Source organism: Streptomyces sp. A01, from assembly GCF_059026195.1.
Map to the genome: position 1 here is coordinate 341,552 of NZ_JBWLKN010000002.1, position 14,445 is coordinate 355,996.

At 68.7% G+C, this 14,445-nt stretch carries 14 protein-coding genes and 1 tRNA gene; 5 read left to right on the forward strand and 10 right to left on the reverse strand.

Translation table 11 applies throughout. The features are described 5' to 3' along the window. Nucleotides 1–7: 7 nt before the first annotated feature. The 3 genes from AC5P1B_RS03840 (at nucleotide 8) to AC5P1B_RS03850 (ending at nucleotide 2,664) form a co-directional block, all read left to right on the forward strand. Nucleotides 8–1,495, forward strand: a complete 1,488-nt coding sequence (locus AC5P1B_RS03840) for an MFS transporter (RefSeq protein WP_493884729.1) — start codon at nucleotides 8–10, stop codon at nucleotides 1,493–1,495. Nucleotides 1,496–1,682: 187 nt separating this feature from the next. Beyond that, on the forward strand, nucleotides 1,683–2,519 hold the full coding sequence (locus tag AC5P1B_RS03845; protein ID WP_493884730.1) for an HNH endonuclease signature motif containing protein: 837 nt from the start codon (nucleotides 1,683–1,685) through the stop codon (nucleotides 2,517–2,519). 61 nt (nucleotides 2,520–2,580) lie between these two features. Further along, nucleotides 2,581–2,664 (forward strand) — tRNA-Leu (locus AC5P1B_RS03850). Between the two features lie 145 nt (nucleotides 2,665–2,809). Here the strand turns inward: AC5P1B_RS03850 and rdgB are convergent. The 4 genes from rdgB to AC5P1B_RS03870 form a co-directional block, all read right to left on the reverse strand. Beyond that, nucleotides 2,810–3,412, reverse strand: a complete 603-nt coding sequence (gene rdgB, locus AC5P1B_RS03855; protein WP_493884731.1) for an RdgB/HAM1 family non-canonical purine NTP pyrophosphatase — start codon at nucleotides 3,410–3,412, stop codon at nucleotides 2,810–2,812. A 17-nt stretch (nucleotides 3,413–3,429) separates the two neighbouring features. Then, entirely contained in the window at nucleotides 3,430–3,819 is a 390-nt protein-coding gene (locus AC5P1B_RS03860; RefSeq protein ID WP_493884732.1) for a hypothetical protein, read from the reverse strand. Between the two features lie 265 nt (nucleotides 3,820–4,084). Continuing rightward, on the reverse strand, nucleotides 4,085–4,816 hold the full coding sequence (rph, locus tag AC5P1B_RS03865; protein ID WP_493884733.1) for a ribonuclease PH: 732 nt from the start codon (nucleotides 4,814–4,816) through the stop codon (nucleotides 4,085–4,087). Nucleotides 4,817–5,113: 297 nt separating this feature from the next. Further along, nucleotides 5,114–5,398, reverse strand: a complete 285-nt coding sequence (locus tag AC5P1B_RS03870; protein WP_493884734.1) for a PTS sugar transporter subunit IIB — start codon at nucleotides 5,396–5,398, stop codon at nucleotides 5,114–5,116. 162 nt (nucleotides 5,399–5,560) lie between these two features. On the opposite strand from AC5P1B_RS03870, the gene AC5P1B_RS03875 reads away from it, so the two are divergent. Further along, nucleotides 5,561–6,787 (forward strand): PTS transporter subunit EIIC, encoded by a 1,227-nt coding sequence (locus tag AC5P1B_RS03875; RefSeq protein ID WP_493884735.1) that lies wholly within the window; start codon nucleotides 5,561–5,563, stop codon nucleotides 6,785–6,787. Nucleotides 6,788–7,413: 626 nt separating this feature from the next. Then, complete coding sequence (locus AC5P1B_RS03880; protein ID WP_493884736.1) at nucleotides 7,414–8,757, forward strand: PTS transporter subunit EIIC; 1,344 nt, start codon at nucleotides 7,414–7,416, stop codon at nucleotides 8,755–8,757. 250 nt (nucleotides 8,758–9,007) lie between these two features. Here AC5P1B_RS03880 and AC5P1B_RS03885 read toward each other — a convergent pair whose 3' ends face one another. The 6 genes from AC5P1B_RS03885 to AC5P1B_RS03910 form a co-directional block, all read right to left on the reverse strand. Beyond that, nucleotides 9,008–9,760, reverse strand: a complete 753-nt coding sequence (locus tag AC5P1B_RS03885) for an MBL fold metallo-hydrolase (RefSeq protein ID WP_493884737.1) — start codon at nucleotides 9,758–9,760, stop codon at nucleotides 9,008–9,010. Nucleotides 9,761–10,159: 399 nt separating this feature from the next. Beyond that, the gene (locus AC5P1B_RS03890) at nucleotides 10,160–11,110 is read right to left on the reverse strand and encodes a PLP-dependent cysteine synthase family protein (RefSeq protein ID WP_493884738.1); all 951 of its coding nucleotides are present in this window, start codon (nucleotides 11,108–11,110) and stop codon (nucleotides 10,160–10,162) included. Then, nucleotides 11,110–11,406: a MoaD/ThiS family protein gene (locus tag AC5P1B_RS03895; protein ID WP_493884739.1), complete on the reverse strand. Its 297-nt coding sequence runs from the start codon at nucleotides 11,404–11,406 to the stop codon at nucleotides 11,110–11,112. The genes AC5P1B_RS03890 and AC5P1B_RS03895 overlap by 1 nt, the downstream gene beginning before the upstream one ends. Before the next feature lie 92 nt (nucleotides 11,407–11,498). After that, nucleotides 11,499–11,648 carry a putative leader peptide gene (locus AC5P1B_RS03900; RefSeq protein ID WP_493884740.1) on the reverse strand — a complete coding sequence of 50 codons (150 nt, stop codon included), beginning with the start codon at nucleotides 11,646–11,648 and terminating at the stop codon, nucleotides 11,499–11,501. 101 nt (nucleotides 11,649–11,749) lie between these two features. Continuing rightward, entirely contained in the window at nucleotides 11,750–12,172 is a 423-nt protein-coding gene (locus AC5P1B_RS03905; RefSeq protein WP_493884741.1) for a M67 family metallopeptidase, read from the reverse strand. Nucleotides 12,173–12,458: 286 nt separating this feature from the next. After that, complete coding sequence (locus AC5P1B_RS03910; RefSeq protein WP_493884742.1) at nucleotides 12,459–13,991, reverse strand: amino acid permease; 1,533 nt, start codon at nucleotides 13,989–13,991, stop codon at nucleotides 12,459–12,461. Between the last annotated feature and the right edge of the window lie 454 nt (nucleotides 13,992–14,445).

Sequence of the window (14,445 nt, forward strand, 5' to 3'; positions counted from 1 at the left end):
GCGAGTCGTGTCAACCGGCACCTCTATCGACGACGCCGCGCAAGACCCCGAGGCGGTCAGACGTCACCGGCCCCTCTTCCGCGCGGTCGCCCGCCGAAAAAACCCCAAGCTGCGCCGGACGGATATCACCGTCACCGACGAGAAGATCGTCAAGCGAGCCGTAAAAGCCGCAGCGCTCGGCAACGCCATGGAATGGTTCGACTTCGGCATCTACAGCTATCTCGCCGTCACCATCGGGCACGTCTTCTTTCCGTCCGGCAATGACACGATGCAGCTGCTGTCGTCCTTCGCCACCTTCGCCGTCGCCTTCCTCGTACGTCCCCTGGGCGGACTGTACTTCGGGCCGCTCGGCGACCGTATCGGCCGTAAATCCGTGCTCGCCCTCACCATGATCCTGATGGCGCTCGGCACCTTCTGCATCGGGCTGATTCCGTCCTACGATTCCATCGGCTTCTGGGCACCAGCCCTTCTCATCATCTTCCGGCTGATCCAGGGATTCTCCACGGGCGGTGAATACGGCGGAGCCTCCACCTTCATCGCCGAATACGCCCCCGACAAGCGGCGTGGCTACTTCGGCAGCTTCCTCGAACTCGGCACCCTCGCCGGTTACGCGAGCGCGGCGGGCCTCGTCGTCGTCATGAACGAGCAGCTCGGCGACGCGACCATGGAGGACTGGGGCTGGCGCATCCCCTTCCTCGTAGCGGGTCCCCTCGGACTCGCCGGCCTCTACCTGCGGCTGAGGCTGGAAGAGACCCCCGCGTTCCAGAAACTCGAAGAGAACAACGCCGCCGAAGGCCATATCAACAGCGAGACCACCGAGCTGAAGGAAATCTTCGTCGCCCATTGGCAGCGGCTCCTGCTGTGCGTCGTGCTCGTCGCCGCGTACAACATCTGCCATTACATGCTGCTCTCGTACATGCCGACCTATCTCACGGACGAGCTCGACTACGACGACTCCCACGGCCTGCTCCTCATCGTCGGCACCATGGTCATCCTCATGTGCCTGGTCAACCGGGTCGGCCACCTCAACGACCGCTTCGGCCGCAAACCGCTGCTCGCGGCGGGCATGGGCGGCTTCGCCGTGCTGTCCCTCCCCGCGTTCTGGCTGCTCCAGCAGGGCAGCTTCCTCGCCGTCGCCTCCGGCATGCTGATGCTCGGCCTGCCGCTGGTCTGCCTGCTGGGCACCATGTCCGCCGTCCTGCCCGCACTCTTCGCGACGAACGTCCGCTACGGCTCCCTGTCGATCGGCTACAACCTCGCCGCTTCCCTCTTCGGCGGCACGACCCCCCTGGTCATCACGGGCCTGATCAGCGTCACCGGCAGCGACATGATGCCCGCCGTCTACGCGATGCTCGCCGCCCTGGTCGGCCTGGTAGCCGTGGCCTGCATGAAGGAAACCGCCCGCCAGCCCCTGGAAGGCTCCGGCCCCTCGGTGGCGACCCAGGAGGAGGCCGTACGCATGGTCGAGTCACAGTCCCCCGACCCCAGGTTCTGACCCCACAGGCGGCGGGCCCCGGCCCGCCGCCTGCCCTGAACGGCGTAACCCCTCGTCCCCCGACTCGTTGAAGAGTTCGAGGCTGCCACAAGCGGCCGCATCCACGAAGGGGCGGCCGAAGCCGCGGCCACGGTGAGCGAACACCGTGGAAGGGGCGTGCCAGGGCCGGGCAGGAGGACGAACCCTGATGACCAGGAAGTATTCCGACGAGGCGATCGGCCGAGCCGTCACCTCCTCGACCACGTTGCGGGAAGTGGCGCGGAAGCTTGGCGCGACGCCCGCCACCGGCACGCTCTCGCACCTCCGCAGGCGCATCGCGGCGGCCGGTATCGACATCAGTCACTTCCCGGGCCTCAACCGTCACGCACCGGAACTGCCGTACGGCCTCGCGGAGCTCGCGGAGGCCGCGGCGTCGGTGAACAGCTTTCGCGCGCTGGCGCGTGCCCTGGGGGCGCCCGACGACGGAAGGACGCGGGCCGCGCTGCGGCGCACGCTCATCGCGCTGCACATCGATGTGACGCACTTCAGCCACTCCCGGCTGCCCCGCCCCGACCAGCAGCTCGCGGAGGCCGTCGCGGGCTCGACGAGCTACGCGGATGTAGTGCGGGCCCTCGGCATGCCGCCGAACGATGTGAGCACGCGTCGAGTCCAGCGCTGGGTGGCCCAACTCCGCCTGGACACCTCGCATTTCGTACGAACATCCCGCCGGGTGGCCCTGGTCGGGCAGTCCGGTCCCGCCCCCGCCGATGTGCTCCGCGTACGGTCCGCCGGGTCACCTCGCGTCAACCGTGACCGGCTGCACCGGGCGCTGAGCGCGCTGGGCGTCCCGTACCGCTGCGCCTTCTGTGGCAACGAGGGCGAGTGGCGTGAGGCACTGATGACCCTGCACATCGACCACATCAACGGAGACTGGCTCGACAACCGGGCGCAGAATCTGCGCTATCTCTGCCCCAACTGTCACGCCACGACCGAGACCTGGTGCCGCAACCGTCGGCTCACCCGTCGCGCCATCGATCCACGGTGATCGGCACAGGATTACCCGCCTGACCGGTGGGTCGTACGCCCGCTACCATTACTGGCGGCTAGCGGCCGTGGCGGAACTGGCCTACGCGCAGCACTTAGGATGCTGTGGGAGAAATCCCTTGAGGGTTCGAGTCCCTCCGGCCGCACACCTTCGTTTCGAAGGGCCGACTCTCCTCTGTGGCGAGTCGGCCCTTCGGCGTCTCCCGGCGGGGACGTCCCGGCCCGGCAGGAGCGTCCCGGCCGAGGTCCGGTGCGGCAGCCTGGGGCCTTACCGGGGCTGGCCAAGGCGCGTCATCCCACCAGCTCCCGCACCACCGGCACCAGCTCCCGGAACGCCTTCCCCCGGTGGCTGATCGTGTTCTTCTCCCGTGGGGTCAGCTCGGCGCAGGTGCGGGTCTCGCCCAGAGGCTGGAGGATCGGGTCGTAGCCGAAGCCGCCGCCGCCCGTGGGTTCGTGGCGGAGGGTGCCTTTCAGGTGGCCTTCCACGACGCGCTCGGTGCCGTCGGGGAGGGCGAGGGCTGCCGCGCAGGCGAAGTGGGCGCCTCGGTGGGCGTCGGCGATGTCGCTCAGCTGGGACAGCAGCAGGTCGAGGTTGGCCTTGTCGTCGCCGTGGCGGCCTGCCCAGCGCGCGGAGAAGATGCCGGGCGCGCCGCCCAGGACGTCCACGCACAGGCCGGAGTCGTCGGCCACGGCGGGCAGGCCGGTCTCTTTGGCGAGGGCGTGGGCCTTGAGGAGGGCGTTCTCGGCGAAGGTGACGCCGGTTTCCTTGACGTCGGGGATGTGGGGGTAGGCGTCGGCGCCGACGAGGTCGATATCGAGCGCGGCGTCGGTGAGGATCGAGCGCAGCTCGGTGATCTTGTGGGCGTTGCGGGTGGCGAGGATGAGGCGCTTCATACGGCTGATTATCCGGGTCAGCCGGGGCTGCAGACCTTGGTGAGTTCCTTGGCCGCGTCGCCGACCGGTGACAGGTCGGGGTTCCTGTCTTCCTTGATCGCGACGCGCACGTTGTCGAGGGCCTTGTCGAGGTGGTCGACGGCCTTCTCGACGTCGGCGTTGTCGGTCCTGTCGCGGAGCTTGTCGATGTCCTTGTTGAGGTCGTCGAGGATGTCGTCGGCCTTCTCCGGGTTTTCCGCGGAGTCGGTGACGGCTTGTTGCAGGTCGTTGACGTCCCCCGAGATCGATACGCCCAGCTGCGCGCAGTCGATCGCCTTGTCGACGTCGTCGCATCCGGTCATCAGGGGCACGGCCAGTGCGAGGGCGGCGACGCTGACGGCGGCGGTCGTGAGGCGGCGCATGGCCATGGAACGGGTCCCTCCGCGGCGGGTGTGTACGAGTCCACGGCGGTGCGTGTGCCCGTACCTGTCACCTGACTAAACGCGCGCGGGGCCGTGCATGGTTGCTTCCTCCGCCGGGGTCCCTGTTGTTTCTCCCGGTCACTTCCCCGGGAACCCAAGGGAGGGCGTCCGTTCGCTTCCCCGGGAGCCCAAGAGAGGGCGTCCGTTGGGGAGATCGGGCGGGGACACAGCGGCGGGGGCGGGGCGGGTGTCACCGCCCCGCCGTGCGGCGTCAGTTGGTGACGGCCAGCGCTTCCCGCTGGAGGGCGGCGAGTTCGTCGCAGCCCGCCACCGCGAGATCGAGCAGCCCGTTGAGTTCGTCGCGCTTGAAGGGCTCGCCTTCGGCGGTGCCCTGGACCTCGACGAAGCGGCCGTCGCCGGTGCAGACGACGTTCATGTCGGTCTCGGCGTTCACGTCTTCCTCGTAGCGGAGGTCGAGGAGCGGGACGTTGTCCACGATGCCGACGCTGATGGCGGCGACGGTGCCGGTCAGGGGCTTGCGGTTGGCCTTGATCAGCTTCTTGCCCTGGGCCCAGCCGATGGCGTCGGCGAGGGCGACGTACGCGCCGGTGATGGCCGCGGTGCGGGTCCCGCCGTCGGCCTGGAGGACGTCGCAGTCGAGCACGATGGTGTTCTCGCCGAGCGCCTTGAAGTCGATGACGGCGCGCAGCGAGCGGCCGATGAGGCGGGAGATCTCGTGGGTGCGGCCACCGATCTTGCCCCGTACGGATTCACGGTCGCCACGCGTGTTCGTGGCGCGCGGGAGCATCGCGTACTCGGCGGTGATCCAGCCTTCTCCGCTGCCCTTGCGCCAGCGCGGTACGCCCTCGGTGAAGCTGGCGGTGCACAGCACGCGGGTGTCTCCGAAGGAGACGAGGACGGAGCCCTCGGCGTGCTTGCTCCAGGAGCGTTCGATGGTGACAGGGCGGAGCTGGTCGGGTGTGCGGCCGTCGATACGAGACATGCTCCGACCCTATCGGCAATGCGGCGGGCCTCGTTCCGTACGGAGTGCCCGGGTGCGGCTGTCCGTACGGAACGAGGCCCGTCGTGGTCTCGGCGAGTGGTGGCTCATGTCGCTGTGGTGGCGGGCCACTTGTGGTGGGCCGACGTCGGCGGCTGGGTGCCGTGCTGCCGTGGGCGTGTGGCGTCACCGGACGCGGGTGGCCGCCGGGTGGTGGGCGGCGGCCGGTGTGCGGCGGGCGGGCCAGGGCAGGTCAGGGGCTGAGACGCGCGGGTGAGCGGGTGCCGGGTGGGGCGTGGCTCACATCATGTCTTCGATGTCGGCGGCGATGGGGTCGGCGTCGGTGCCGATGACGACCTGGATCGCCGTGCCCATCTTGACGACGCCGTGGGCGCCCGCGGCCTTCAGGGCGGCTTCGTCAACGAGGGAGGCGTCACTGACCTCGGTGCGGAGGCGGGTGATGCAGCCTTCGACCTCTTCGATGTTGTCGATCCCACCGAGCCCGGCGACGATCTTCTCAGCCTTGCTGGCCATGTCCACTCCTGTTTTCTCGGCCCTTCGGCGGTCCCGCCGAGCGTTTGTCATACCGTAACGCACGTTTAGACCAACTTCGCGGGCATATGTCCGTTACCTAGCGAAGGATGGCGATCACCTGCCGCCACCGTCGGGCTCACCCGAACGGCGGCACAAGAGGTCTACACCAGTATGCGGCAAGCGTGATGGCCAACTGCCGCCGGGAGGACGGACATGAGCGTGAGCAGCGCCGCGGCACCACGGAAGAAGTGGACATCGGTCTTCTTCCAAGGGCTGCAGAAGATGGGCCGCAGCCTTCAGTTGCCCATCGCGGTGCTGCCCGCCGCCGGCATCCTCAACCGGCTGGGCCAGAAGGACGTCTTCGGCGCTGACGGGCTCGGCTGGGACAACGTGGCCAAGGTGTTCGCCGGTGCGGGCGGGGCGCTGCTCGATCCGGTGCTCGGGCTGCCGCTGCTGTTCTGCGTGGGTGTCGCGATCGGCATGGCGAAGAAGGCGGACGGCTCGACGGCGCTGGCCGCGGTCGCCGGATTCCTCGTCTACCACAATGTGCTGGCGCAGTTCCCCGAGGACGGTGAGCCGCAGAACCCGGGCGTCTTCGGCGGCATCGTGCTGGGGCTGTTCAGCGCGTGGGTCTGGCGGCGCTATCACCGGACGAGGCTGGTGGACTGGCTGGGTTTCTTCAACGGCCGCCGACTCGTGCCGATCATGATGTCGTTCGTGGGCCTGGTGTTCGCGGCGGCCTGCCTGTGGGTGTGGCCGCCGGTCGGTGACGCGCTGGTGGACTTCAGCGACTGGCTGACCGGGCTCGGCGCGGTGGGCTCCGGCATCTTCGGCATCGCCAACCGGGCACTGCTGACGATGGGGCTGCACCAGTTCCTCAATACGTTCGTGTGGTTCCAGTACGGGGACTACACGGCGCCGGACGGCAAGACCTACCAGGGCGACATCAACCGCTTCCTCAACGGCGACCCGAGCGCGGGCATCTTCACCACGGGCTTCTTCCCGATCATGATGTTCGCGCTGCCCGCCGCCGCACTCGCCATCGCGCACTGCGCGAAGCCCGAGCGGCGCAAGGAGATCGGCGGCATGATGCTGTCGGTCGGGCTGACCTCGCTGGTCACCGGCATCACGGAGCCGATCGAGTACTCCTTCCTCTTCGTCGCTCCCGCGCTGTACGCGGTGCACGCGCTGCTCACGGGCGTATCGATGGCGGTGACCTGGGAGCTCGGCGTGCACGACGGTTTCAGCTTCTCGGCCGGACTGATCGACTACGCCATCAACTGGGGCCTCGCCACGAAACCGTGGCTGATCATCCCGGTCGGGCTGTGTTTCGCCGTGGTCTATTACTTCCTGTTCCGTTTCCTGATCAAGAAATTCGACCTCCCGACACCCGGCCGCGAACCTGATGCGGAGGAGTTGGAGGAGGAGAACGTGAAATAGGGCGGCGGGGAGTGCGCGGAGGCGGGCGTGCGGGGAGGTGTGGGGCGCAGGGGTGTGAAACGGAGGGGCGTGAAGCGGAGGGGCGTGGCGACGCAGGGGCGCGGGCGTACGTCGGCGGGGTACAGCGGCGGCTGCCGGTGAGGGCGGGGCTCCGTCGGGTCCCTGGGCCCGGCCCTCGGGCGCGGGCTCGCTCGCTCCGGCGACTCCCAGAGCCTCAGCGATCACTGCGGCCTCAGCGGCCACTGCGGCCTCCACGATTCCCCCGCCTCTGCCGCCTCAGCGGCTTCTTGCGGCTTCTGCGGTTCCTGACGAGCGGGCCGCCGCCCCGCCCCACCCCCGCCCCGGTGCGGGCTCCGGCCGCGGCGGCCGGACATGCTCTTTCCTCGCAGGTCAGGGCATGGCTCGTACGATCTCGGGAGGCAGCCGCGGGAGATGATCACAGCCCACCCGGGCCCCCTTCTGATCGCCCATTTGCGCAACTCGGCGGACATGTGGTCCAGTCCACTGGCAGGAGAGGATTCCATTCCTCCGTAAGGCCGTGTTAAAACTGGTCTAAACCACTTGTGGTTTAGACCAGGCAGCGGGCCATTCCCCCTTTGAGAGCCCGCCTCACCAGGAGGAATCCGATGGGCACGGCCACCGCCAAGGCGGCTCCCGCAAAGAAGCGGGGCGCAGGCGCCATTCAGGGTATGCAGAAAATCGGCCGCAGCCTCCAGCTGCCGGTGGCCGCCCTGCCTGCCGCCGGCATCCTCAACCGGCTCGGTCAGGACGACGTCTTCGGCAAGACGGGGCTGGGCTGGAACAAGGTCGCCGAGATCTTCGCCCATGCGGGCGGCGCGCTCTTCGACAACCTCGCTCTCCTCTTCTGCATCGGTGTCGCCATCGGCTTCGCCAAGAAGTCGGACGGCACCACCGCCTTCGCCGCCGTCGTCGGCTTCCTCGTCTACAAGAACGTGCTGACCGGGTTCGTCAGCGACGTCACCGACAAGCCGCAGGACCCGGGCGTGCTCGGTGGCGTCGTGGTCGGCATCACCGCCGCCCTGCTGTGGGAGAAGTACCACCGCACCCGGCTCCCCGACTGGCTGGGCTTCTTCAGCGGCCGCCGTCTCATCCCGATCCTCATGTCCTTCGCGGGTCTGGCCTACGGCGTCCTCTTCGGTTACGCCTGGGCCCCGATCGGCGACGGGCTCAACAACTTCGCCGAGTGGCTCTCGGGCAACGGCGCGCTGGGCTCCGGCATCTTCGGCGTGGTCAACCGGCTGCTGATCCCGGTCGGCATGCACATGCTGCTGAACTCGTTCGCCTGGTTCCAGTTCGGTGACTTCACCGCCGCAGACGGCAAGACGTACAACGGCGACATCGCGCGCTACTTCCACGACGACCCGTCGGCCGGAATGTTCATGACGGGCTTCTTCCCGATCATGATGTTCGCCCTCCCGGCCGCCGGTCTGGCCATCGCGCACTGTGCACGCCCCGAGCGCCGCAAGGCCGTCACGGGCATGATGCTCTCCATCTCGCTGACCGCCTTCGTCACGGGCGTCACCGAGCCGCTTGAGTTCTCGTTCATGTTCCTCGCCCCGGTGCTGTACGGCATCCACGCGGTGCTGACCGGTGTGTCCATGGCCCTGACCTGGGCGCTCGGCATCCGCAGCGGCTTCACCTTCTCCGGCGGGCTCTTCGACTACCTGCTCGGGTGGTCGCACAGCGAGAAGGCGTGGCTGCTGATCCCGATCGGGTTGGCGTTCGCGGCGGTCTACTACGTGGTGTTCCGCTACGCGATCTTGAAGTTCAACATCCCGACGCCGGGCCGCGAACCCGAGGACACCCTCGACGACGCGGCCGCCGAGGACGCGGCGGAGGAGCTCAAGCAGGCCAAGAAGGCGGCGCGCGCCGAGGAGAAGGCGCGGGTTCCGGCGCAGGCCGGGGAGTCCCCAGCCGACTCCGCGGCGGACGGCAAGCCAACGGCCTGATCCCCGGCCCTGGCCGCCACGGCCGCTCACAGCGACGGCGACGGCGACGGCGACGGCGACGGCGACGAGTGACTGTCTGAAGCGACGAAGGTCCCCGTATCTACCGGATATCCGGTAGATACGGGGACCTTCTCTTGTATGTACCGCGCCCTGCTGCCGCATGTCGGCCCGGCTACGGGTCTCCGACGGATGGGCGATATGCCGGATGGGGTCCGTCCGCCACGCCAGGTGGTGCGCTGCGCGTTCCGCGCTACAGCTCGTACGTCGCGCCCGACTTGGCCAGCTCCACCGGGCCCTCGAACGCGGCCTGCGCGTCCCTGAGGTTGACCTGCGGGTCGGTCCACGGCGGGATGTGGGTGAGGAGAAGGCGCCCGACTCCGGCCCGCTCGGCGGCTTCGCCCGCCTGCCGCCCGTTGAGATGCAGTTCCGGGATGTCCTCTTTGCCGTAGGTGAACGCCGCCTCGCACAGGAAGAGGTCGCAGCCGAGGGCCAGCTGGTGCAGCGCCTCGCAGGGGCCGGTGTCGCCGGAGTAGACGAGCGACCGGCCGCCGTACTCGACGCGGAAGCCGAACGCCTCGACGGGGTGGCAGACCCGTTCGGTCCTGATGGCGAACGGGCCGACGGTGAAGGTGCCCGGGGTGAGGGTGCGGAAGTCGAAGACCTCACGCATGGACTTCTCGTCCGGCACGTCGTCGTACGCCGTGATCAGCCGCCGTTCGGTGCCCTCGGGCCCGTATACGGGGATGATGCCCGCCCGCCCGCCGTCATGCCGGTAGTAGCGCGCCACGAAGTATCCGCACATGTCGACGCAGTGGTCGGCGTGCAGGTGCGACAGGAGTACGGCGTCGAGGTCGTACAGACCGCAGTGGCGCTGCAGCTCGCCCAGGGCACCGTTGCCCATGTCGAGCAGCAGCCGGAAGCCGTCGGCCTCTACGAGGTAGCTCGAACAGGCCGATTCCGCGGAGGGGAACGACCCTGAGCATCCGACGACGGTGAGCTTCATGAAGCAGGAACCTCCTTGGGGGTTCGCCATACCGAAGTTCCCAGCCTTCGGCATGGGGAACCCCAGGGGGCGGAGACCGGGGGGTCATGCGATGCCCATGAGCGTAAGGCGCGCAAGGGCTGGTCGCTCCTCCGCGCACTCGCGTTGTGTGCGGAATCACCAGGACGGGCGGGCGGCTGTGAGACGCGTGTGCGGTCGGCCGACAGGCGGGCTACGCGCGGGGCGGCGGGGGCCGGTCGCGGCCATCACGCTCAGTTGGGGGCGGCCCAGGAGGAGCCCACGGGGGCGGTGCGGCTCAGGAAGGGGCGAGCCCGTGTGCTCCGGGCGGGCTGGGTCGTCCAGCCCGCCCGGAGCACACGGGCAGCGGCGCACGCGCCGGGGGGTTCGGCTGGGTGGGGGTTACGCCCAGAGCTGGCCGTGCAGCGTCTCGATGGCCTCTTCCGTGGTGGCGGCCGTGTAGACGCCGGTGGACAGGTACTTCCAGCCGCCGTCGGCGACGACGAAGACGATGTCCGCCCGCTCGCCCGCCTGCTGGGCCTTGCGGGCCACGCCGAGCGCCGCGTGCAGCGCGGCGCCGGTGGAGACACCCGCGAAGATGCCTTCCTCGGAGAGGAGTTCACGGGTGCGGGTCACGGCGTCCTCGCTGCCCACCGAGAAGCGGGTGGTGAGCACGGACTCGTCGTACAGCTCGGGCACGAAGCCCTCGTCGAGGTTCCGCAGGCCGTAGACGATGTCGTCGTAGCGCGGTTCGGCGGCGACGATACGGACGCCCGGGACGTTCTCGCGCAGGTAGCGGCCGACGCCCATGAGGGTGCCCGTGGTGCCGAGACCGGCGACGAAGTGGGTGATGGACGGGAGGTCGGCGAGGATCTCCGGCCCTGTGGTGGCGTAGTGCGCGCCCGCGTTGTCGGCGTTGCCGTACTGGTAGAGCATGACCCAGTCCGGGTGCTCGGCGGCCAGTTCCTTGGCGACGCGGACGGCGGTGTTGGAGCCGCCGGCCGCGGGCGAGGGGATGATCTCCGCGCCCCACATGGCGAGCAGCTGGCGGCGCTCCTCGCTGGTGTTCTCCGGCATGACGCACACGATGCGGTAGCCCTTGAGCTTGGCCGCCATGGCGAGGGAGATGCCGGTGTTGCCCGAGGTGGGTTCCAGGATCGTGCAGCCCTGGGTCAGCCGGCCGCTCTTCTCGGCCTGTTCGACCATGTGGAGCGCGGGGCGGTCCTTGATCGAGCCGGTCGGGTTGCGGTCCTCCAGCTTGGCCCAGACGCGGACCTCGTCGGAGGGCGAGAGCCGGGGCAGCCGGACCAGCGGGGTGTTGCCGACGGCCGCCAGCGGGCTGTCGTACCGCATCAGGCGACGTCGTCGCGGACGGAGGCCCCGCCCGCGACGGCCGGGAGGATGGTGACGCTGTCACCGTCGGAGAGCGGGGTGGTGATGCCGCTCAGGAAGCGCACGTCCTCGTCGTTGAGGTAGACGTTGACGAAGCGGCGCAGCTCGCCACCGTCGACGAGGCGGTCGAGGATGCCCGGGTGCCGCGACTCAAGGTCGGCGAAGAGCGCTTCGAGGGTGTCTCCGCTGCCCTCGACCTTCTTCTGGTCACCGGTGTAGCTGCGGAGGATGGTCGGGATGCGGACCTCGATGGCCATGGGGAAGTGCTCCTGTCGGAGTGCGGGACTGCGGGATGACGACTGATCTGCACGCGGCGGCGTGGGCGTGCTGCGGGGCGTGACCGCGTGGGTCAGGCGGCGGCGCGGTGCGGACAGATGGCGCTGGCGAGGCGGCACAGATCGACGTGCAGCCGCGCGACGAGCAGGATGCCCGGCGTCCTGGCTGGGTACACGGGGCTCACCCCCCGGGAGATCGCGGCGCTCACGTCATGGACAACCATGCGCTCATCGTATCGATTCCCGCTCTCGCTTCCGGTAGCCCGTCCCATATCCCGGACTTTTCTGTCGCACGAAGTGAGACGGAAGCCGCACCCCGGGTGCTCTAGTACGCGTCGACGACCTGGACGTCTTCCTCGGTCACGACGCCGTCCACGATGCGGAACGAGCGGAACTGGAAGGGCCCCGCGTCGTCGGTGTCGGCCGTGGAGACCAGGACGTAGTGGGCGCCGGGCTCGTTCGCGTACGAGATGTCCGTACGGGACGGGTAGGCCTCGGTGGCGGTGTGCGAGTGGTAGATGATCACGGGTTCTTCGTCCCGGTCGTCCAGGTCGCGGTAGAGCTTGAGCAGGTCGCCCGAGTCGAACTCGTAGAACGTGGGCGACCGGGCCGCGTTGAGCATGGGGATGAACCGCTCGGGGCGGCCTGCGCCCTCCGGTCCTGCGACCACGCCGCACGCCTCGTCGGGGTGGTCGGCGCGGGAGTGCGCGACGATCTGGTCGTACAGGGCCTGGGTGATGGTGAGCATGGCGACAGCATAAGAGGGGCGGTTCGCGCCGGGCCGGGGGCCTCGTGCCGATACGGTACGGCGCCCAGGCCGTCTCCGGCGGGGCGTGCTGGGGCGGCAGGGAGAGCCCTTGTCCGTGCGTCGCGGACCGCGGGTGCGTCGTGGGCTGTTCGCGCGGCTTTCCGCGCCCCTGGCGGGGCGCCCGCCGCTCATCGGCCGTGTACGACGCAGGGCCCGTCCGTATCGTGGCGGTACGGACGGGCCCTGCGCCGTTTCACTGGCCGCGAGGAGCTACGAGGGGCTGGGGTCAGCCCTTCGTGCCCTTCGTGTCGCCGTCGCTCTTGGTGAGCGGGTCAGCGGCGGCCTCGGGCTCGGAGTCACCCCAGTCCGCGTTCGCGGCGGCCATGGAGTAGTCCTTGCGCGCCACGGCCTCCGGGTTGCGGGCCTTGAGCACGTAGTAGCCGATGATCAGTATCAGCGCCCAGATCGGGGCCGCGTACAGCGAGACCCGCGAGTCCTTGTCGAAGCCCATCAGCACGATGACCATGAAGATGAAGCAGAGCGCGAAGACGCTCGTGTACGGGGCACCGGGCGCCCGGAAGCTGGACTGCGGCAGCTCGCCGCGGTCGGCCTTGGCGCGGTAGCGCAGCTGCGAGCAGAGGATCATGATCCAGGCCCACATGCCGGAGATGGTCGCGAAGGACACGACGTAGTCGAACGCCTTCGACGGCCACTCGTAGTTGATCCAGACGCCGACCATCATCAGGGCGGCCGAGACGCTGGTACCGAGCAGCGGCAGGCCGCTCTTCGTCAGCTTGACGAAGAACTTCGGGCCCTGGCCGTTGAGCGCCAGGTCGCGCAGCATCCGGCCGGTGGAGTACATGCCGGAGTTGCAGGAGGACAGCGCCGCGGTGAGGACGACGAAGTTCACGATGCCCGCGCCCGCCGGGAGGCCGATCTTCGCGAAGGCGGCCACGAACGGGCTGGTCTCAGGGACGAACTCGGTCCAGCTGACGACGGACAGGATGATGATCAGCGCGCCGAGGTAGAAGACGGCGATACGCCACGGCACGGTGTTGATGGCCTTGGGGAGGGTCTTCTTCGGGTTGACCGACTCGCCCGCGGTGACGCCGACGAGTTCGACGGCGAGGAAGGCGAACATCACGATCTGGAGGGTCATCAGCGTGCCGCCGATGCCCTTGGGGAAGAACCCGCCGTCGGACCAGAGCAGGGTGAAGGACGCGGTGTCACCGGCGTCGGAGAAGCCGAGCATGATCACGCCGAGGCCGATCAGGATCATGCCGATGATGGCGGTGACCTTGATCATGGAGAACCAGAACTCAAGTTCCCCGAAGAGTTTCACCGAGATCAGGTTCGCGGCGAACAAGATGACGGTGAAGACCAGCGCCGAGACCCATTGCGGGATGTCGTCGCGCCAGTACTGCACGTATTTGGCGGCCGCTGTGACTTCGGTGATGCCGGTGACGACCCAGAAGAGCCAGTACGTCCAGCCGGTGACGAAACCGAAGAACGGGCCGAGGAATTCGCGGGCGTACTCCGAGAAGCTGCCGGAGACGGGGCGGTACATGAGCAGCTCGCCGAGCGCCCGCATGATGAAGAAGATGACAAGGCCGGCGATGGCGTAGGCCAGGATGAGACTCGGACCCGCCTTGGTGATCGCCTTGCCGGCGCCGAGGAAGAGCCCCGTGCCGATGGCGCCACCGATGGCGATCATCTGAATCTGACGGCTGCCAAGCCCGCGCTGATAGCCCTCGTCCGACGCGACTTCCGTGGCCTCGCCGCCGTCGTCGTTTCGCGTATCGACCTGCGCTGAGGTCATGAGTGGTGCGCCTTTCTCCATACCGACCCGGATCGTCCGGATCGGGTCCCGATCCCCCCGGATGGAGTCCTGCACGCCGACGGTCGGCCGGCTCAGCGCTCCCGGCCGCGACAGGGGTGGCGTCGCGGACGGCAGGTCGTGAAGATTTATCACGAGGCGCCAAGTGATCAGTAGCGACGCTCGTGGCGCAGGCCACCCGAAAAATAGGACAAACATCGCGACATAGGCCGATAAGCACGGGCGCGGTAATGGGATCGTTATCCGGATTTGAGCGTCCGTTGAGCGAACGGCAAGTCAGGATGTATGCCGACTTGCCACCACACGGCTGCGGGGCGCGACCGGACCAGCACCTCCGCCGGGCCGACCGGCGAAGCGGCCCCCGTCGACCGGCGGGGGCCGACTGGAGTACCTCACCAACCGCACCGGACCGCGCGAGCACGGCGGACATCGCAGG